The 18743-nt window shown below is 49.8% G+C and carries 17 protein-coding genes; 12 read left to right on the plus strand and 5 right to left on the minus strand.

Features of this window, described 5'->3' with window-relative positions:
* Positions 1 to 74: 74 nt before the first annotated feature.
* Positions 75 to 830 (minus strand): alpha/beta hydrolase, encoded by a 756-nt coding sequence (locus ACVL1J_RS14125; RefSeq protein ID WP_491665443.1) that lies wholly within the window; start codon positions 828 to 830, stop codon positions 75 to 77.
* An 84-nt stretch (positions 831 to 914) separates the two neighbouring features.
* Between ACVL1J_RS14125 and ACVL1J_RS14130 the strand changes: the two genes are divergently transcribed.
* A complete protein-coding gene (locus ACVL1J_RS14130; protein ID WP_159568365.1) occupies positions 915 to 1976 on the plus strand; it encodes an SDR family oxidoreductase in 1062 nt (353 codons plus the stop codon).
* On the opposite strand, the gene ACVL1J_RS14135 is transcribed toward ACVL1J_RS14130, so the two are convergent.
* On the minus strand, positions 1963 to 2853 hold the full coding sequence (locus ACVL1J_RS14135) for a methylated-DNA--[protein]-cysteine S-methyltransferase (RefSeq protein ID WP_341236510.1): 891 nt from the start codon (positions 2851 to 2853) through the stop codon (positions 1963 to 1965). The two genes, ACVL1J_RS14130 and ACVL1J_RS14135, sit on opposite strands and share 14 nt — an antisense overlap.
* 280 nt (positions 2854 to 3133) lie before the next feature.
* Between ACVL1J_RS14135 and ACVL1J_RS14140 the strand changes: the two genes are divergently transcribed.
* The 8 genes from ACVL1J_RS14140 (at position 3134) to ACVL1J_RS14175 (ending at position 13978) form a co-directional block, all read left to right on the plus strand.
* Positions 3134 to 5116, plus strand: coding sequence for a DUF1302 domain-containing protein (locus ACVL1J_RS14140; RefSeq protein WP_341236509.1), 1983 nt, complete (start codon positions 3134 to 3136; stop codon positions 5114 to 5116).
* Between the two features lie 55 nt (positions 5117 to 5171).
* Positions 5172 to 6515 (plus strand): DUF1329 domain-containing protein, encoded by a 1344-nt coding sequence (locus ACVL1J_RS14145; protein WP_159568368.1) that lies wholly within the window; start codon positions 5172 to 5174, stop codon positions 6513 to 6515.
* A gap of 106 nt (positions 6516 to 6621) precedes the next feature.
* On the plus strand, positions 6622 to 7782 hold the full coding sequence (locus ACVL1J_RS14150) for a WD40/YVTN/BNR-like repeat-containing protein (RefSeq protein ID WP_491665444.1): 1161 nt from the start codon (positions 6622 to 6624) through the stop codon (positions 7780 to 7782).
* 14 nt (positions 7783 to 7796) lie between these two features.
* Positions 7797 to 10163: an efflux RND transporter permease subunit gene (locus tag ACVL1J_RS14155; RefSeq protein ID WP_491665445.1), complete on the plus strand. Its 2367-nt coding sequence runs from the start codon at positions 7797 to 7799 to the stop codon at positions 10161 to 10163.
* 106 nt (positions 10164 to 10269) lie between these two features.
* Positions 10270 to 11256 carry a M14 family metallopeptidase gene (locus tag ACVL1J_RS14160; protein WP_394673663.1) on the plus strand — a complete coding sequence of 329 codons (987 nt, stop codon included), beginning with the start codon at positions 10270 to 10272 and terminating at the stop codon, positions 11254 to 11256.
* A gap of 147 nt (positions 11257 to 11403) precedes the next feature.
* Complete coding sequence (locus ACVL1J_RS14165) at positions 11404 to 12258, plus strand: hypothetical protein (RefSeq protein WP_491665446.1); 855 nt, start codon at positions 11404 to 11406, stop codon at positions 12256 to 12258.
* 94 nt (positions 12259 to 12352) lie between these two features.
* On the plus strand, positions 12353 to 13285 hold the full coding sequence (locus ACVL1J_RS14170) for a chemotaxis protein (protein ID WP_491665447.1): 933 nt from the start codon (positions 12353 to 12355) through the stop codon (positions 13283 to 13285).
* 69 nt (positions 13286 to 13354) lie between these two features.
* The gene (locus tag ACVL1J_RS14175; RefSeq protein WP_474562900.1) at positions 13355 to 13978 is read left to right on the plus strand and encodes a 2OG-Fe(II) oxygenase; all 624 of its coding nucleotides are present in this window, start codon (positions 13355 to 13357) and stop codon (positions 13976 to 13978) included.
* Between the two features lie 18 nt (positions 13979 to 13996).
* On the opposite strand, the gene ACVL1J_RS14180 is transcribed toward ACVL1J_RS14175, so the two are convergent.
* Both ACVL1J_RS14180 and ACVL1J_RS14185 read right to left on the minus strand, forming a co-directional pair.
* Complete coding sequence (locus ACVL1J_RS14180) at positions 13997 to 14632, minus strand: NrsF family protein (RefSeq protein ID WP_474562899.1); 636 nt, start codon at positions 14630 to 14632, stop codon at positions 13997 to 13999.
* Entirely contained in the window at positions 14629 to 15210 is a 582-nt protein-coding gene (locus ACVL1J_RS14185; protein WP_159568376.1) for a sigma-70 family RNA polymerase sigma factor, read from the minus strand. Before ACVL1J_RS14185 ends, ACVL1J_RS14180 begins: the two co-directional genes overlap by 4 nt.
* Positions 15211 to 15355: 145 nt before the next feature.
* On the opposite strand from ACVL1J_RS14185, the gene ACVL1J_RS14190 reads away from it, so the two are divergent.
* The 3 genes from ACVL1J_RS14190 to ACVL1J_RS14200 are packed head-to-tail and all read left to right on the plus strand — an operon-like array spanning position 15356 to position 18409.
* Positions 15356 to 16465 carry an S-(hydroxymethyl)glutathione dehydrogenase/class III alcohol dehydrogenase gene (locus ACVL1J_RS14190; protein WP_341236514.1) on the plus strand — a complete coding sequence of 370 codons (1110 nt, stop codon included), beginning with the start codon at positions 15356 to 15358 and terminating at the stop codon, positions 16463 to 16465.
* A 1-nt stretch (position 16466) separates the two neighbouring features.
* Positions 16467 to 17303: an S-formylglutathione hydrolase gene (fghA, locus tag ACVL1J_RS14195; RefSeq protein WP_341236502.1), complete on the plus strand. Its 837-nt coding sequence runs from the start codon at positions 16467 to 16469 to the stop codon at positions 17301 to 17303.
* Between the two features lie 47 nt (positions 17304 to 17350).
* On the plus strand, positions 17351 to 18409 hold the full coding sequence (locus ACVL1J_RS14200) for a serine endopeptidase (RefSeq protein WP_341236501.1): 1059 nt from the start codon (positions 17351 to 17353) through the stop codon (positions 18407 to 18409).
* Here ACVL1J_RS14200 and ACVL1J_RS14205 read toward each other — a convergent pair.
* The gene (locus ACVL1J_RS14205; protein WP_341236500.1) at positions 18406 to 18726 is read right to left on the minus strand and encodes a nucleotide pyrophosphohydrolase; all 321 of its coding nucleotides are present in this window, start codon (positions 18724 to 18726) and stop codon (positions 18406 to 18408) included. The genes ACVL1J_RS14200 and ACVL1J_RS14205 overlap by 4 nt on opposite strands.
* Positions 18727 to 18743: the final 17 nt, after the last annotated feature.

Consider the following 18743-nt stretch of genomic DNA (forward strand, 5'->3'; position numbering starts at 1 on the left):
TCAGCCAAGTTGCGGCATTGGCCGCTTAACCCGCAGTGCTGGATCTTTATTAAAAATCCACAAAAACTGTCCGATTAAACGAAGCCTGCTCTGTTCAGTGCGATGGTATTTCTCTCGATGCTGACTAAGGTATCGCTTTCGGGAGCGAGTAGTAGCGTTGGTGCATTGCCTTTGTTGGCGTAATCGATTGGTTGGGACTTTGTCGGGTAGTTGGGGTGGTTAAAGACAGGCTGTACATCGGTGTCTTTGATCGGGTAAATGTTGTAAGCACCGGCCAGGCCGATTAGTCCTTGGACCTTTGTTTGGTGTTCAAGGCCTGCGGCGTTTAACCAGCGGGGATCAAGGGCAAGCATGGCTGCGTTGTACGCGCCGGCACTGTGGCCCATCAAAACATATTGTGTGGCGGGGTTTAGCTTGATGTATTCAGGCTTGGCCAGCTCTTTGCTCAGGTGCGCAATACTTTGTGCGCCATCTTCCAGAAAATCGGGATATTGAACTTCGGGATACAGGCGATAGTTAGGTACGGCAGTGATGTACCCCATGGAGGCGAGACGTCGCCCAACAAATTCATATTCTGATTTGTCACCCCGATTCCAGCTGCCTCCATAAAAGAAAACAACAACTGGCGTGCTGCTGAACTCTTCATTGGCGTTGTCTGGCAGGTACAAGTCGTATTTGAGCTTGGGGTGGGCACCAAACTCAATATTTTCCTTTACCTCAGCGGTGTAAATTTTTGACACGGAGTTGACGACTTGAAGCGCTGAGCAACCACCCAGGAGGATGAATGGAATGACTTTAAGCGTGCGTAATAAATTCAATGTTGATTTCATGGGGTGCTACAGTAGTGCGCAAGGGCAGTGCTGGTAATGGGTGATGCTTTATATTAAACAGAATTTGAATGCAGGATGATGAAGATGGTAGCAATTGACAAGAACAAGCCGATCTGTGTGACAGGCGCGTCGGGATATATCGCCAGTTGGATTGTGAAGTATTTGCTGGATGACGGGTTTTTGGTTCATGCAACGGTGCGCGATTCAAGCAAAGAAAGTTCGGTTGCCCACCTGTTGAAGGCGGCCAATGGAGCCAAGGGCACGCTGAAGTTGTTTGACGCCGATTTGATTCAAGAAGGTAGTTTCACGAAGGCAATCGAGGGGTGTGAGTTGGTTATTCATACTGCTTCGCCTTTCGTGATTAAGGGGTTTACTGATCCCTATGAGGCATTGATTCGCCCGGCAGTGGAGGGTACCGACAATGTTTTAAAGTCTTGTAACGCTGTGGAATCGGTTCGCCGAGTTGTGCTTACCAGTTCGGTCGCATCGATTTATGGGGATGCAGTTGAAATTTTGAAGGCACCAGGTGGTGTTTTCACTGAGCAGCTTTGGAATAACACCAGTAGCGAAAGCCATCAGCCTTACTCGTATTCGAAAGTGATGGCCGAGCGAAGGGCTTGGGAAATTTGTAAGAATCAATCTCGATGGGACTTAGTGACAATTAATCCAAGTTTGGTTATGGGGCCTTCTTTGACCACACAAACCCAATCCACAAGTATCGACGTAATGCGGGACTTGGGTAGTGGGCGACAGCGCACTGGGGTCCCTTTGCTGGAGTTCGGCATTGTTGATGTTCGTGAGGTGGCCAAGGCTCATATTTCGGCGGGATTTAATCCAGATGCGGAGGGACGTCATATTTTGTCTGCCCACACCGCGAGCTTGTTGCAAATGGCCACTATTCTGCGTGCACGTTTTCCAAAGTATCCACTGCCCAAGAAGCAGTTGCCAAAGTTTTTAGTAAAGTTGGTGGCGCCGATTGCGGCAGGAGTCAGTCGGGATTTTATTCAGAAGAATGTGGGTTATGCGCTGAAATTCGATAACAGTCGTTCCACGAGCAGCTTGGGTGTTAGATACAGACCTTTAACAGAAACTTTGTGCGAGCATTTCGCACAAATGATTGAAGACGGGTTGCTCAAGCGACGTTGACCGATGCTGATGTTTGGCCCTGTTCCCAAAGGTGCAGGGCCTTTTTACGTTCACTTTGCCAGCGATACTGCCCCAATTCCCCTGTGGCTTGTATGACTCGGTGACAAGGAACAAGAAAAGCGATCGGGTTTTTCGCAATGGCGCTTCCCACCGCACGGCTGGCCGAAGGTTTCCCGATGTGAGCTGCGATTTGTTGGTAGCTGGCCAAGTGCCCTAGAGGCAAATGCATCAACGCTTGCCAAACCTGAAGTTGAAATGGGGTGCCTCGCAAGTGCAAACACACATCGAATGGAGGCTGTGCAGCTGGGCGAAAAATTTGCGCGATGATGCTCTCCGCTTTCTTGTGTGACTCAACGAAAGTCGCTTTGGGATACAGCCCGGCGAGCGCATTGGCCCAACTCCCATAGGTCAATTCATCGGTTTCGAACTCGAGGCTATTTACCCCTTTGTCTGTGAGGCAAATGAATACTTGACCGAACGGGCTGACCGCCTGCCCAATCGTGAATGTTAAATTCAAGCCTTGCGTTTTGATCTCCCCTGGTGTCAAGGCCTCGAACTTCAACATCAAGTGATGGAGTTTGCTGCTGCTTGTGAGCCCGAGTTCAGTGGACGTTTGAAGAATGCTTTTGCCGGAGGCAATCAGCTTGCGGGCGTGATCCTTCTGCAGGCAATGGAAAAATTGTTTGGGGCTGATTCCAGCCCACTCTGTGAACGTGCGCTGCAGGTGATATGACGAGGTGTGCAAATGTTTGGCCAGTGTGTCAAGTTTGAGCTCGATTTGCGGTTGATCCACGCCGAAGCCGCTTGCGTTTTGCTCCAGTAGCTGAATTGCTTTTGCAATCAGTTGGTATTGCTTGTGGTTATAAAATGGTGTCACGGCTGTGCGCTGAATGGTTGTTCACTTTGTCAGTGTGATTCTTACTGTGTGTTAGGGCAATCTGTTTCTTGCGCAAATTTAAACTTGGGCGCACAGTGGGAATCGAAATTTACTCACAAGTTACATGGATTTTTGCAAGCGCTTTTCTATTTCTTGTGGGTATTGTTCGATTTGTGAATCTAAATGCTCTGTGTTTTAGTAAGAGGGGTAACAACTAAACACTTCAGATTAGTGATCTAACTACCTATTCGAGAGGCCATAAGGCCCTGAGGAGACACACATGGCCGGTTTTCTGCCCAAGAATTCCACTTTGAAATTTGCCGTTTTATCTGCGCTGGTCTCCACGCACGGTCTGTCGGCCGCTGCAGGCGCCTTCGAAGGCCCTGCCGGCATTGAGGGGCGATGGGCAATGGAGGTCACTGTCGGTGCCTCTATGCGAACGAAGGATGCCGATGAGTCGCTGGTGTTTATCGGCAATGGTGGCAAGGCCTCTAGCGGTACGGTGGACGACGGTAATTTGAACTACAACAAGGGTGATGTCTTCAACGCGGTGGCCAAAGCGGTGGGCGAGCTTGAGTTGAAGAAAGACAATGTTGGCGTGTTCGTTCGTGCCAAGGCATTTTCAGATTTTCACAACCGCAGCAACCGCGTACCTCACGGTTCCGCAAACAATGGTTTTCGGCCAAACGAACCTTTGAACGACAATGGGTTCGACAAAGGTACCAAGTTTGAAGATGCCCAGTTCTTGGATGCTTATGTGTTTGGGGATTTCGAACCCTTGGGCAAACCACTGACCGTGAAAGCGGGTAATCAGGTTGTGACATGGGGGGAGGCCCTTTTCGTACTTGGCGGTGTGAATCAATATTCAAACTTTGACGCCGCTGCCTTGCGCCGCCCTGGCGCTCAGTTGAAGGAAGTGTTCCTGCCGATCCCACAAATTTCTGCAAATTTGCAGGCAACAGACGAGCTTTCACTAGAAACTTTTGTTCAGCTCAATCACGAGAAAGTGGTGGTTGATGGTTGTGGTACCTTCTTTTCTCCTGCTGACTTGCTGAATTGTAATTTTCAGGGTTCCCCCATTAACCCAGGTATTCTGAGTACGCCATTGGGTGACATTGATTTTACCGGATACAACGATCGCGAGAGTTTCGAGGGTGGGGGTACCGTGACTGTCGGTGGCGCGCCGTTTGATACCTCGACAACATCAGGGATTAATGGTTTGACGGGTTTGATCGGTGGGATCACTGGGCTACCTGCTGATTTGGGTAATCTTAACTTCCGCATGGCACAGTTGGCTGACCGCAGACCCAAAGATAGTGGGCAGGTTGGCTTGGCTGCGCGGTATTATGCTGGTGAGATCGGCACTGAGTTCGGTGCTTACGTCGTAAATTACCATCAACGGATCCCCAATTTGTCTTTGAAGAAAACTCCTTCGAATTACGAGGGTTCAATTTTCAATGGACTTGAAGCTGGTGGTCAGAGTGTAGTGAACCCGCTGTCTTATTTCTTTGACTATGGCGCTGAGAATATTCAGGTGGCAGGGGTTTCTGCAGCGACTGAGTTTTTCGGCTATTCAGTGTTTGGAGAGGTTAGTTACACTAAAGACTTTCCTGCAGCCTACAACACTGCCGATTTGTTGAAAGGCGGTGCCACAGGTGATGGTCCTTTGGCACGCTATGGGGATAACACTGCATTTCCGGAAGGATCAATTTTGTCGGGATCCAAACCCCTGGATAAAATTCAGGCACAGGTATCAACGATCAAGCTGTTTCCGCGTCGTCTAGGTGCTAGTCAAGTGGCTCTTGTCGCTGAATTGGGCGCGCAAATGTGGCGCGGTATCGGCGATCCATTCACCAGTGAACGTTTCGGCCGTTCACCTGCATTCGGTGCCGGTGCCCACGCGACATACAATGGCGGTGATTGTAATGCCGGCGTAAACCCCAATCCCCAGAATTGCGTTGTTGATGGCTATGCAACCGAGACCGCATTTGGTTATCGTATTTTGTCAGTGGCCCAATATCCAGATGCATTGTTTGGCGTTACTTTGGCGCCTCGAATCTTTTTCTCGCATGACTTTAAGGGTTATTCAGCGGATGGCGTATTTCTTGAAGACCGCATGAATTTGGGCTTGGGATTGAGGGCTGAGATTCAGTCTGCCAAGTACTTCGCGGAGATGAACTACAGCATGTTCAATGACAAGGCTTATTTCGATCCATTCAAAGACCGTGACTTCCTGTCTTTGGTAGTGGGCGCCAACCTGTAAAAGGTGGAACTACAAGGGTGAGCCATTTGAGATTTGTTTTTAGGAGAGTATTGAAATGAAATTGACGCAAATCAAGCAGTTGGCCGTGTCTCTGGCACTGTTGGGAACTGCGGTCTCTGTCCACGCGCAGTCGGCTGATTTTTCAAAACTGGGTACAACGCTAACACCGGTCGGCGCAGAAAAGGCTGGAAATGCCGCTGGTACCATTCCGGCTTGGAACGGCGGTATGGCGAAACCACCCGCTGGGTTTGACCCCAGCAAGGGTTACCTGGATCCGTTTGCGGCCGACAAGCCGCTGTTGACCATTAATGCTGCCAACATGGAGCAGCACAAGGACAAGCTGGCGCCCGGTCAAATGGAGATGATGAAGCGTTATCCCACGTACAAAATCAACGTGTACCCTACGCAACGTACGGCTGCTTACCGTGCAGATGTGTACAAATATGCAAAAGAAGAAGCGGCGGGTATCAAGCTGGCCGAGGGTGGCAATGGTATCTTGAATTTGAAGAAGTCCAATGTGCCGTTCCCGATTCCAACCGAGGGTATCCAGGTGATCTGGAACCACATTATGCGTGATCTGGGTGGTTCAATTACGCGTTATTCGGCAGATTTCCCGGTTCAAACCAATGGAAGTTTCACTGTGGGTAAGCGTACAGAGACCATTTCTTATGCGGCTTTCATGGCAGATCCGGAGCCAAATCGAATTTTCTATTACTTGAACCAGACAACAGCACCCGCAAACGCGGCTGGTGAGGTGGCTTTGGTGCATGAGCCTTTGAACCAGGTTCAAGAGCCTCGTTTGGCCTGGCAGTACAATCCGGGCCAACGCCGGGTAATTCGTGCGCCAGAGCTAGCTTACGACTCACCAGGTATTGGTGCCGACGGTTTGCGTACAAACGATGACTTCAACGCGTACAACGGGGCACCGGACCGCTACAACTGGAAGTTGGTTGGCAAGAAAGAAATGTACGTGGCTTACAACAACTTCAAGTTGACCAGCAAGGCGTTAAAGTACAGCGACATTATCAAGACCAACCATGTGAATCCTGATCTTTTGCGTTACGAATTGCATCGTGTTTGGGTTGTTGAGGGAACCTTGAAGCCGGGTGCGCGCCATATTTACTCCAAGCGTGTGTTCTATGTGGATGAGGATTCCTGGGCGATTTTGCACGGTGATCAGTACGATGCGCGTGGCGGTTTGTGGCGAGTTCGTGAGGTGTTTGGTGTGCAGTTTTATGATGCACCAACATTTGGACCCGCTGGCGAGGTGATTTACGACCTGCAGGCACGCCGTTATCTCGTGAATGCTTTGACAAACGAAGAGAAGCCTATCGAATTTGGCAAGAAGTACACCACCGCTGATTTTTCGACAGCTGCATTGCGTCGCATGGGTCGGTAATGATTATTCAGTGTGTTTGGAGCAACTTGAGCTCCAAGCACCTGGGGTTTAAATATTTTGTAACCCAGAGAAATAAATTCTCTGGGTTTTTTAAATTGGAGATGGCATGAGTAAGCCACTGTTGCGCGCAACATTGCTCGCTTTTGGATTGTGTGCAAGTCAATACAGTTATGCATTCAAAGACCCTTTGGAGTTGCCCGCAATTCAAGCGCCAAAAGCTGCAAAAGCATTGCTGCTGAATGTTACTTCGTATGGCGATACCGTATTAATGGTCGGTGAGCGCGGCATTATCTTGAAGCGGGACTTTGCAGTTGGCGATGTTGCTCAAGGTGTAAAAGACAATGAGGGTAAAGTGTGGACTCAGGCCAAGGTGCCTGTGTCAGTTAATCTGACTGGTGTGCAGTTCGTAAATGAAACCCTTGCCTTTGTAGTGGGCCATGACGGTGTCGTGTTGAAATCGACAGACGCGGGCGCGACTTGGGCCAAAGTATTTGATGGTATTAAAGCCAACGAGCAGGTTGTGGCGGCAGCGAAAAAGAAGATGGAGGACATGCAGAGTCGTTATGACGCGGCAAGCCCTGCAGACCAAGACAAGATGAATGAAGCATTGGAGGCGGCTACTTTTGCATTTGAAGATGCGGAGGCGGGTGCTAGATTCGGCCCGGCCCGGCCGATGTTGGATGTTTGGTTCAAAGATTCCAATACAGGCTGGGTGGTAGGTAGCTATGGCCAGATTTTTGAAACCAATGACAGTGGCTCGACCTGGACCCTGATCGCGAATCGTTTGGACAATCCCGATTTTCGGCATTACAACGGTTTGTATGGCGATGAGACTGGATTGCTATTGATTGCCGGTGAGGCTGGTCGGGTTTATATCTCTAATGATTTCGGTGTCAATTGGACACGATCAGAGACGGGATACAACGGTCATTTCTATGGAACAGTTGTGTTGCGGAATGAACAGGGGCAACCCATTGTGTTTGCCTATGGCTTTGGTGGCAATGTGTATCGATTGGGGGCTGGCGCTGCGGCATGGTGGCAATTGAAAAGTCCTAGCAAGGAAAGTTTTGTTCAAGGACTTTCGGTCGGGAAGGCTGCCATGTTTGTTGATCAGAAAGGCCGCCTGATAAGTACCGACGAGTCGGGTACTACTTTGAGAATGGTCAGTGCCGAGGAAGGTAAACCAGTCACTGGGATGGCATTGGTCAATAACACTTTGGTACTGAGCGGTCAGAATGGCCCTAGAACACTCGCGCTGCCACGCTAACTGGAAGAATTGATATGAGCAATCAAGAAGAATTGGGAAAAGTCGAACGGTTTTTTGAGTCGATTTTGTTTGGACACCGCAAGTTGGTTATCGCCATTTTTGCAGTGCTGTCGGTGTTTTTTGCTTACCATGCGGTGCAACTTAGACCCGATGCATCGTTCCAGAAAATGGTACCCGTCACGCATCCATTCATTGCCAATTATTTGAATTACGAGAATGAATTACGGCCTTTGGGTAACGTGTTGCGAATTGCAGTACACAACAAAAATGGCACGATCTACGAGGCAGACTTTCTTGAAAAGCTTCGCTTGATCACGGATGAGGTGTTTTACATTCCGGGTGTGGATCGGGGTAATTTGAGTTCGATCTGGACGCCGAATGTGATGTGGCGGCAGGTGACCGAGGAAGGCCTTCGAATGGGGCCCGTGATAGGACAGGGCTTCTCGGGGACGCCTGAGCAAATTGAAGCTGTGAGGGCCAACGTTGAGAAATCAGGCCGAATTGGTTCTTTGGTATCGAATGATCAGCGGTCGGCAATTATCCTGGCCCCGCTGTTGGAGGTTGATCCTGATTCTGGTGAAAAGCTGAGTTACGGCAAGTTGTCAGAGCGAATCGAAGAATTGATTCGCGACAAATACCAGAGTGACGACATTTCGATTCACATCACTGGTTTTGCCAAGGTCGTGGGTGATCTGATCGAAGGTGCAAAAGACATTGCGGGCTTCTTTGCCATTACTTTCGTTCTTACTGTGATTTTGCTGCTTTGGTATTCCCGTTGCTGGAAGAGTACGGCTGCAACCATTTTCTGTTGTTCGCTTGCAGTGATCTGGCACTTGGGTTCAGTGAGCCTGCTTGGGTTTGGTTTGGATCCATATTCGATTCTGGTGCCGTTTTTGACGTTTGCGATCGGTGTTAGTCACGCGATTCAAAACGTTCGAACCATGGCCACGGAGCGATTCCATGGCGCAAACAAAATCGAAGCGTCAAAAGCCACTTTCCATTTGTTGTTTATTCCGGGTTCTGTGGCTTTGCTAGCCGATGCCGTTGGTTTTTCTACTTTGCTGGTGATCGAGATTGGTGTGATTCGCGAACTGGCGATCAGCGCTTCGATTGGTGTGGCGGTGATTATTTTTACCAAAATGTTTTTGCTTCCGGTGCTGATGAGTTACACCGATGTGACGGAACGTGGTCTGAAGCAAGTAGCCAAACAGGAAGCCAGCAAGCACACGGTGTCGCATTGGCTTTCTCGCTTGACAGAAAAGAAAGTGGCCTATGGCGTTAGTGCCGCTGCCGCTGTAATTCTTGTGAGCGGTTTGTATGCGTCCTCTGGAATCAAGATTGGTGACCTTGACCCCGGCGCGCCTGAATTGCGTCCCGATTCACGGTACAACCAGGATGTGAAATTCTTGGTGGAAAACTACTCGACCAGTTCAGATGTATTTGTTGTGATGGTTGAAACCCCTGCGGGAGAGTGCGGCGCGTACCCTGTGGCTTCGGCTGTAGATCGTTTTCAGTGGGATATGGAAAATACCCCTGGGGTGGAAGGCACTGTTTCGCTTTTCACTGTGATGAAAAACATCATTGCGGGTTTCAATGGCGGCAATCCGAAATGGTTGGCCATTTCTCGTGATCGTTTCATCTCCAACGGTGCACACAAAAACATTCCCACTACCTTGTACAACTCCGAATGTTCGATGACACCCGTTATTCTGTTTTTGTCTGATCACAAGGCGGAGACGCTTGAGCGCGTGGTAGCGAAGGTGCAGGCTTTTGCAGCAGAGAATGATTCGGCCGATGCCAAATTTACTCTGGCAGCGGGCAATAGCGGTATTGAAGCGGCAACCAATATTGTGGTGGAACAGGCACAAAGAACCATGTTGCTGTTGGTTTACAGCATTGTTGGTGCGCTTGTGTGGTGGGAGTTCAAGAGTTTCCGCGTGATGCTGGCCATTATGATCCCGCTGTTTATCACGGAGGTGTTGTGCAAGGTAATCATGGTGCAACTGAACCTGGGTATTAAAGTAGCTACACTGCCGGTCATTGCACTGGGTGTGGGTATTGGTGTGGATTACGGTATTTACATCTATAACCGTTTGGAGAGCTTCCTGGCCAAGGGTCTGAATTTCAAGGATGCTTATTTTGAAACCTTGCGATCTACCGGTGTGGCTGTAGCCCTAACTGCTGTCACCTTGGCTCTGGGTGTATTCACTTGGGCGTTTTCAGCAATCAAATTCCAGGCCGACATGGGGATGTTGCTTGCCTTCATGTTCTTGTGGAACATGGTGGGGGCAGTAATTTTGATTCCGGCCTTGGTGCGTTTGTTTGCCTTTGATGCGGTTAAAAAACGATTTGGTCCTTCGGTAGAGGGGCCAGGTCGCTGATCACAGGTGTTGTCATGAACTCAAGGGCAGCTTAAGCTGCCCTTTTTTTATGGACTCGGGTTTGTGGTAACCTCCTTGAATCGTTCTTCATTCGCCAATTTCTGCCATGCAGTTTCCAGAACTCCCTGCCATTCCTCACCCTTTGCAATTTAAGTCGGTCACTTTCACAGGTTTGGAGCCGGGGCCAAAATTTATTGTTCTTGGTGCCGTTCACGGTAACGAAGTGTCGGGCAGCAAGGCAATTCTGAAGATGATTCAGGAGTTTGAGACTGGTGAACGTTTTCTGACCAAAGGGCAGCTAACTTTCGTTCCGATTACCAACCCTTTGGCTTACAACCGAAAGCAGCGCAATGGCGACAGAAACCTGAATCGCAATTTGACGCCTACGAATAATCCGGCTGACTTTGAAGACCATGTTGCAAATTGGCTTTGTCCTCTGTTGGCCGCACATGATGTCTTGCTGGACATACACAGCTTTCAGAAAGGGGACATACCTTTCGCTTTGTTTGGTCCGAGGAACAACAACAGTGAGCTGGAGTCCTTTGAGCATGAAAGCGCAGAACGTGGATTGGCGCTACGACTGGGGGTGTCTCGTTTTGTCGATGGATGGCTGGACACTTACGCCAAGGGTGTAGCGAATCGGGTCGCCTACCTGAAGGCGACAGCTCAGTCAGGTGAGGGTTTGAATACCGATCCACGTTATGGGATGGGCACCACCGAGTGTATGCGCTCAAGTGGGGGTTATGCGGTAACTTTGGAATGTGGTCAGCATGATGATCCTGCAGGACCAGATGTGGCTTATCAGGCCATTTCCAATGCTTTGATTCATCTGGATTTGATCGATGGCTTGCCTGTGCTGGCGGTCAGTGAATACCAACATCTCAGTTTGGTTGAGGTGAATGACAAGCACCATTTTGATGACCAGTTTGTTCGTTCCTGGTCAAGCTTCGATCCCATTCGAAAAGGTGAGCTGATCGGGATTCGGCAAAGCGGGGAGGAAGTCCGGGCCAGTCGGGACGGATTTATTGTTTTCCCGAATACCTTGTCGCAAGCCGGGCAGGAGTGGTTTTACGTGGCTGAGATCAATCAGTAACCCCAAAGAGGGGGTAAATGAGTAATTTTTCCTAATAAAACGCATCAAATGCCTACAAACAAGTGATTGAAATATATCACTTTCCGGATTGAGTCTTCTGCGCGCTTTTGTTTAAATAAAGACTCCGACAAGGGGTATTTCATAACAATGAGCGGTATCAAAGACCAGATTACAGATCAGACCAACCACGCTGTTGCGTTGCTTGGCGGTGCCACTGCGCAGTCTTACAGTGTAGTAAGTTTGAATACGCTCTTAGCGGCACTTGATGTGGCCAATGCCGGTTCAGGTCTTGCTCAGTTGGAAACCACGATCAAGTCTATTCAAAGTGAGGTGGAATACACTTCGCAGGCCGTAGACAACTCATTTGTTGATTCGTCACTTGGTCAGCAATCTAATCGATTTGCATCGTTAACCATGAATGATGAGCTGAGCGACTTGCCCAGCGGATTCGTGGGCATGGGAATTCAAAATCCGGAATTAATGTCACGCTTTGACGAGTTTTCAGTTGAAAACGAGAGTGACTTTGATGCCCAGCAATCAGACTTGCCCGGCGCTGCATTGAGCCCGGAAGATTCTTCTGAGAGCCTTGCGAGCGATGTCAACGGATTTTCTTTCTTTGGTTTTATCGAACAGGCTATTGCACAAGCTGAGGCGTCTCAACAAGATTTTGGTGACACCTTTGATGGTAGTCGTCAAGGCGAGTTTCGTGAGTTTCTGGTAAATACCGGTATGGAGCTTGACTCTGGAGTTCGCGGGTTTCTACAAGAAAACGTCGCGGGTGTCGGCCGCGATCTATTGTCTTCGGCCATTGATGCCACGGGAGTCGATGTTTTGGACCCGGTTGCCGATCCTTTGTTGAGTGTTGATTATTACGCCAAGTCCGCTGAGGTTCTTAACGGCCTGATGGATGCTGTGGCGCAGCCTATCGGTTCAATTGCCCTGCCACAATTGGGGCCTTTGTTGGCCGATCCACGCGAAGAGTTGTCAGCCTATCTCGGCTGAATAACGGATTCGTCTAAAGGCGTAAAAGACCGCTTTTATCCCCCTTCCTAAGGATTTGATTCGTTGTCACTTGGTTCAAAATACAGCTTGAACCATGTCAACACTCAATCCACTCATGAACTACAACAACGAACGAACTCCTGGTGAATCATCGACAGAGATGATTGAGATACTGCTGTTTTCTTTGGGTGCTCAGGAAACATTCGGTTTAAACGTATTCAAAATTCGCGAAGTCACAGAATTGTCGCAGGTCACCCAGATTCCTGGGCAGCAAGGCGCCATGAATGGCGTGATATCGCTGCGGGGGCAGGTGCTGCCCGTGGTTTCGCTTGGAGATGCAATTGGCATGTCCACTGGTGAGCCCAACTCCAAAATGATTATTTCCGAATTTGCCTCTCGTTCGGTGGCTTTTGCAGTGACCGATGTCGACAAAATCATTCGGGTACCTTGGTCGGCTGTAAAGCCACCGCAAAAGTACGATTCTGAAGAAGGCTCTGTTTTCGGCGTTGTCATGCTCGAAGATGGCAGTCTGGTCTCTCTCGTGGACATTGAAAGTGTTTGCCACCGTGTCTTGCCAGAAAAAGACGCCACGCCTGTGACGGCTGGATTCGAATTGAACAAGGCGGGCCCTGTCTTTTTTGTTGATGATTCAATTGTGGCCAGGCGCAAAATCAGCGAAGTACTCGACACCATGGGTTTAAAACACAGCCATGCAGTCAACGGCGTTGAGGCAGAGCAAAAGCTTTTGGCGATTGCGTCCAGTGCCAATCAGAATTCCGAAGAGCTGGAGGAGCGGGTTTCTTTGGTGCTGGTGGACGAGGAAATGCCGATTATGGATGGTTGCACTCTGACCAGAAAGCTCAAAGGTGACCCACGGTTTAAGAATATTCCAATCATTATGTATTCCTCGTTGACGTCAGAAGAAAATGCCAGACGCGGCATAGAGGCTGGCGTGAACATTTACGTGAAGAAGTTTGATTCAACTTCTCTTTCCAACGCCATCGGTCAGCTTTTGGCGCACGCTTGATAACAATTACCTGGAACGCGCTACACTTTTGATCAATCGAAGTGAGTGCTTTCCGGGAAGAATTGTTTCATGTTTGATTTAATCGCGAGTGATCTTCGTTTGAAAGGTTACAGCGTTCAAAAAGACGCACTGCCTGTCCAATTAATCTCAGACTTGTTGAACGCTTTAAAAGCAAAGCCGCCCGGCGTGTTGAAGAAGGCCGGAATTGGACGTGCGCATGGTCAACAGTCGAACGCTGAAATTCGTCGTGATGAAATAGCCTGGATAGAGCGCACTGACGAGAGTGCGGCAGAACAATGGCTGGAGTTCAGCGCGCAGTTGCAGCAATACTTGAATCGCAAATTGATGCTGGGTTTGTTTTCTTTTGAATCGCATTTCGCGCATTATGCAGTGGGCGCTTTTTACAAAACCCATGTAGATGCATTCAGGGGGCAGGCCAATCGGGTGTTGTCAGTTGTGTTGTACCTGAACCCGGAATGGGGCCCGGCAGATGGCGGGGAAATGGTGCTTTATTCTGACCAGAATCCCCAACAGATCCTGGAGACCATTCAGCCTTTGGGCGGAACCTTGGTCGTGTTTTTAAGTGAAGACTTTCCGCATGAAGTGCTGCCCGCGAAGCGTGATCGCTACAGCATTGCTGGCTGGTATAGAGTCAACACATCGAGCACCCAGCATATTGATCCCCCTGCCTGAGACGGGTCGACCATCGGTTTACCAGCGTAAAAATTTCGGTCCAAGAAGGGCGCCCAACAAACCGCAAAGGGCAATACCCAGTGTGTACCAAACGGCAATGAAGGGCGCAGCAGGTTCTGTGCAGGCTAGCGCATAGGCCAGGGCCGCCACTGAACCCGAGAACAATCCACACGCTGCGCCTGCATAAGTTAAATGAGTGGGGGCGAAACCCCGCATGGCCCAAAATGAGCAGGCCATTACGGGAATCGATAAGGCGAGAATGGCCCATGGGCAGACCAACCAGGAGTGGCCCAATAGCGCAGCAGCTCGCTCTGCCTCAGGGGTGCCTAGGTACGACAGCACCCCGGCCATGGCCATGAGCAACACCACGGCGATTACAGCCGAAGTGGCCTGTTTTCCTGATGCGCCTGGTTTACCCAAACGTGCAAACAGCCAACCTGCTGCAATGACCAACGTGCCAGCATATCCAATCTTGATCCAGGGGCCAGGTTCAGCGAACATGGTGCCGGGTATCAGCCCTAAAACCCCCAATACGATTGCCGCAGCAATCAGCCCACCCACAATACCGGCAGGTACCAAGCGATTGACCACCGAGACCTTTGGGGCAGGGCCGGCCTGGTTTGCTATCATTGTGATCAGATCATCAGTTTTCATGTTTCACTCCTGACCAAAGCTGCCAATTGTTTCAATCCTCGATGCACTTGCACCTTCAAGGCAGCCACGGATACCCCACTCCGCTCAGAGGCCTCAATCATCGAAAGGCCTTCAATTTTCGTGAGCAAAATGGCCTGTTTCTGTAGTTCCGGCAGTTGCTCAAGCAATACCCCCAAGTCACGTTTCGAGGGCAGTTCCTCCTGTGTGGCGGGGTGCTGGTCCTCAGTCAGATCGTCAAGCGAGTCATTTAAGTTGTCCTTTCGACCACGCCTACGCCACAAATCAACCAACTTGTGACGCGCAATTGCGAATACCCAACTACTAACGGGCAATGTCTCGTCATAAGTACCTCGCTGCATATGCAATGCCAACAAAGTTTCCTGCACCAAGTCTTCAACCTCGTCGGGCAAGGCTTGAAGCCTGCGACTGTAAAAGCGACGCAAACGCTGAGCGATCTTAGAAAGTGCCTCCCGATACGCTTGGGGATCTCCGCTTTGCGCGCGCATCCACAAGGGTTTGAGCGACAGCTCAAAATCGTCTTGAGGGTGAACACCATTGGATTCGCTGGGAGGGATCATTCGGTTACAAAGACATGCTTTTAATTGTTACCAGACACTACCACACTTCAAATGCGGCCAGCCGCTTGTATGGTAGCCCTGAGCCCCTATAATGGAGTCTGTCTTGAACACTCGCCAGCATTGGGGGAAATACATGTTGCAAACCATTAAAACACGCGCCGCAGTGGCCTGGGGCCCAGGTCAACCTTTGTCAATCGAGGAAGTCGATTTGATGCCTCCCCAAAAGGGAGAAGTTCTGGTTCGTATTGTTGCAACCGGGGTTTGCCATACCGATGCCTATACTTTGTCGGGGGACGATCCTGAAGGGATTTTCCCGGCAATTCTTGGCCATGAAGGTGCGGGTATTGTGCAAGCGGTTGGAGAGGGTGTTACCAGCCTGGCGGTTGGAGATCACGTGATACCGCTGTACACAGCGGAGTGCCGAGTGTGCAAGTTTTGTACCTCTGGCAAAACAAATTTGTGTCAGGCCATTCGCGCCACACAAGGCAAAGGCTTGATGCCAGACGGCACCACGCGCTTTTCCAAAGACGGCAAACCGATTTTTCACTACATGGGTACCTCCACGTTTGCAGAGCACACCGTTGTGCCTGAAATTTCACTGGCAAAAATCGACCCCAATGCACCACTTGAGAAGGTGTGCTTGCTGGGGTGTGGCGTGACTACTGGCATTGGAGCTGTTCACAACACAGCCAAGGTGAAGGCTGGCGACACCGTGGCCATTTTTGGTTTGGGCGGAATTGGCTTGGCTGCAATTATTGGTGCCGTGCAGGCCAAAGCCAGTCGAATTATTGCGATCGACCTCAACGCAGACAAGTTTGAGATTGCCAAGAAGTTAGGCGCCACTGATTTTGTCAATCCCAAGGAACACAGCAGACCGATTCAGGAAGTCATTGTAGAAATGACCGACGGCGGTGTTGATTTCTCGTTCGAATGTATCGGCAACGTGAATGTGATGCGGTCAGCCCTGGAGTGTTGCCACAAGGGTTGGGGCGAGTCTGTAATTATTGGCGTTGCTGGTGCGGGGCAGGAAATCGCCACGCGTCCTTTCCAGTTGGTGACTGGCCGGGTGTGGCGGGGCAGCGCGTTTGGCGGTGTGAAGGGGCGCACGGAACTGCCGGGCTATGTGAACCGGTTTATGAACGATGAAATAGATCTGGATACGTTTATTACGCACACCATGCCTTTGGAGCGAATCAACGAGGCATTCGATTTGATGCATGAAGGCAAATCCATTCGCACCGTGATCCATTTTTGATATGAAATTACTTAGTAGCGTTCAATGCTTTGGTGGTTTGCAAAACCAGTATGAGCATGCGTCAGAAACACTGAACTGCACCATGCAGTTCAGCGTTTACCTGCCGCCCCAAGCTCAAGCTGGGCACAAAGTGCCAGTGGCTTATTGGTTATCCGGTTTGACTTGTACGGATCAAAACTTTGCCACCAAGGCGGGTGCTCAAAGAGTGGCTTCTGAATTGGGTATTGCTGTGGTCATGCCGGATACCAGCCCCCGAGGTAAGGATGTACCCGACGACGCAGACAAATCCTACGATTTTGGTTTGGGTGCTGGATTTTACGTGGATGCCACAGAGGCACCGTGGAGCACCCATTACAAAATGTATAGCTACATTGTTGAGGAATTGCCAGCACTGATCGAGTCCGCTTTGCCGGTGAGCCAGCTTAAATCGGTGTTCGGCCACTCCATGGGCGGACATGGAGCCTTGACAATTGCGTTGAATAATCCGGATCGATATGTCTGTGTAAGTGCATTTTCTCCAATAGTGAGTCCCATACAATGCCCTTGGGGGCAAAAAGCATTGGGTTTGTATTTGGGTGACAATCAGGCTGCCTGGCAGCGTCATGACACCGTGGCACTTATTCGTTCGGGTGCTTCACAATTTCCAATGCTGGTCGACCAAGGTTTGGCAGACAACTTTTTGGTCAATCAGCTGAAAACGGAATTGTTGGAGGCGGCCTTGCAGGAAACGGGTTATAAAGCGGAAGTGCGCTATCAGGCTGGGTACGATCACAGCTATTACTTCATTGCGACCTTTATTGAAGATCATTTGCGTTTTCATGCGAAGTATCTGAAATAAGCCACTCGCGCGTTGATGAAACCATATAAAAACAGAATGAGATTCAGATGAGCAAATCGCTGAGATTGTCAGAAAAATGGTTTCGTCGCGGACTTTGGCTTGTCGCAGTGATATTTGCGTGGTTTTTGATCGGCTTGGGTAGCACTGTTGTGGGCGATTTGCCCAAAATAGAGCAAACAAAAACGCTTGAAGATTTTATGGATCCGATTGAGCTTAAAAAGGTTCGAGAGGAAATTCGAAAGACTGAGCTGAATGAGCGGGAGGTCAGTGATTCGCTTGAGCAGTCGCGCCTGAAGTACAGCGCAGCCGAGGCAGATACCGATTCAGAACGTGAAAAATTCATGGCGTCTGTTGCTACCAGAAAAGCGACTGCGCTACCAGACCAAGACAAAGAATTGCTCGCACGCACCGATCGTGTGGACAACTTGCAAGCCTTGGAGCGCGTGGCATTGGCCCAGGTGGAAATGCAGCAAAAACTATTGCTGGATGCCCAGCAGGCCAACCGAAAAGCGCAATTGCGCTTGAATGAATTGGAACGAGCCGCGCAAGAAGAATACACCAGTGCCATTCAAAGCCAGGAATTGCGGGTATTCGGCTACCGCCTGGCCCTGACTTTGCCACTGTTGCTTGTTGCTGGCTGGTTTTACAAAACCAAACGCCAAAGCACCTATTGGCCGTTTGTGTGGGGTTTTATTTACTTCGCCTTGTTTGTATTCTTTGTTGAGTTGGTGCCTTACTTGCCCAGCTACGGTGGATATATTCACTACCTGGTGGGTATTGTAATAACAGTGTTGGTGGGGCGCCAGGCCATTCTTGCCTTGAATCGATATTTGGAACAACAGCGCTTGGCTGAGGCACAGCCGGAAACCAAGCGGCGGCAAGTTCTGGATTACGAGACGGCCCAGTCGCGTTTGCTCAAAAGCATATGCCCGGGCTGTGAGCGCAAGGTAGATTTAAAAGACACCGATATTGATTTTTGTCCGCATTGCGGCATTGGTCTTCACGACAAGTGCGGCACTTGCAACTCGCGTAAAAGCACTTTTTCAAAGTATTGCCATGCGTGTGGCACCAGTGCACGCTTGCCTGAAACTCCGGACCACGCTTAGTCGTTCGCTGGATACTTCACGGCGTTTTTGAGCAGTTTTTTCTGGGCAGCATCCACGGGGTCGATGTGAAGCTGATTGCAAATTTGCAACAGATACAGCAGCACGTCGGCCACCTCTTCTTTAACCTCATCCAGTTTGTGTCCGTTGATTTTTCTGGATTCCTCCTCGGTCAACCACTGAAAGTGTTCAAGCAATTCAGCCACTTCAACGGACAAGGCCATGCTGAGGTTTTTGGGAGAATGGAATTTTTCCCAATGCCGTGCATTGGAAAACTCGATCAATCGCTGCTGTAGTTGCTCAAGGCTGTCTTTGTTCATCTCTGGAGAGTATCAAA

It is taken from the genome of Limnobacter sp. G6BE5S (genome assembly GCF_058448965.1).

Bases quoted from the DNA above. Each gene is read 5' to 3' on its own strand.
- ACVL1J_RS14125 (WP_491665443.1), bottom strand. From the start codon at position 830: ATGAAATCAACATTGAATTTATTACGCACGCTTAAAGTCATTCCATTC.
- ACVL1J_RS14130 (WP_159568365.1), top strand. From the start codon at position 915: ATGGTAGCAATTGACAAGAACAAGCCGATCTGTGTGACAGGCGCGTCG.
- ACVL1J_RS14140 (WP_341236509.1), top strand. From the start codon at position 3,134: ATGGCCGGTTTTCTGCCCAAGAATTCCACTTTGAAATTTGCCGTTTTA.
- ACVL1J_RS14145 (WP_159568368.1), top strand. From the start codon at position 5,172: ATGAAATTGACGCAAATCAAGCAGTTGGCCGTGTCTCTGGCACTGTTG.
- ACVL1J_RS14150 (WP_491665444.1), top strand. From the start codon at position 6,622: ATGAGTAAGCCACTGTTGCGCGCAACATTGCTCGCTTTTGGATTGTGT.
- ACVL1J_RS14155 (WP_491665445.1), top strand. From the start codon at position 7,797: ATGAGCAATCAAGAAGAATTGGGAAAAGTCGAACGGTTTTTTGAGTCG.
- ACVL1J_RS14160 (WP_394673663.1), top strand. From the start codon at position 10,270: ATGCAGTTTCCAGAACTCCCTGCCATTCCTCACCCTTTGCAATTTAAG.
- ACVL1J_RS14165 (WP_491665446.1), top strand. From the start codon at position 11,404: ATGAGCGGTATCAAAGACCAGATTACAGATCAGACCAACCACGCTGTT.
- ACVL1J_RS14170 (WP_491665447.1), top strand. From the start codon at position 12,353: ATGTCAACACTCAATCCACTCATGAACTACAACAACGAACGAACTCCT.
- ACVL1J_RS14175 (WP_474562900.1), top strand. From the start codon at position 13,355: ATGTTTGATTTAATCGCGAGTGATCTTCGTTTGAAAGGTTACAGCGTT.
- ACVL1J_RS14180 (WP_474562899.1), bottom strand. From the start codon at position 14,632: ATGAAAACTGATGATCTGATCACAATGATAGCAAACCAGGCCGGCCCT.
- ACVL1J_RS14185 (WP_159568376.1), bottom strand. From the start codon at position 15,210: ATGATCCCTCCCAGCGAATCCAATGGTGTTCACCCTCAAGACGATTTT.
- fghA (WP_341236502.1), top strand. From the start codon at position 16,467: ATGAAATTACTTAGTAGCGTTCAATGCTTTGGTGGTTTGCAAAACCAG.
- ACVL1J_RS14200 (WP_341236501.1), top strand. From the start codon at position 17,351: ATGAGCAAATCGCTGAGATTGTCAGAAAAATGGTTTCGTCGCGGACTT.
- ACVL1J_RS14205 (WP_341236500.1), bottom strand. From the start codon at position 18,726: ATGAACAAAGACAGCCTTGAGCAACTACAGCAGCGATTGATCGAGTTT.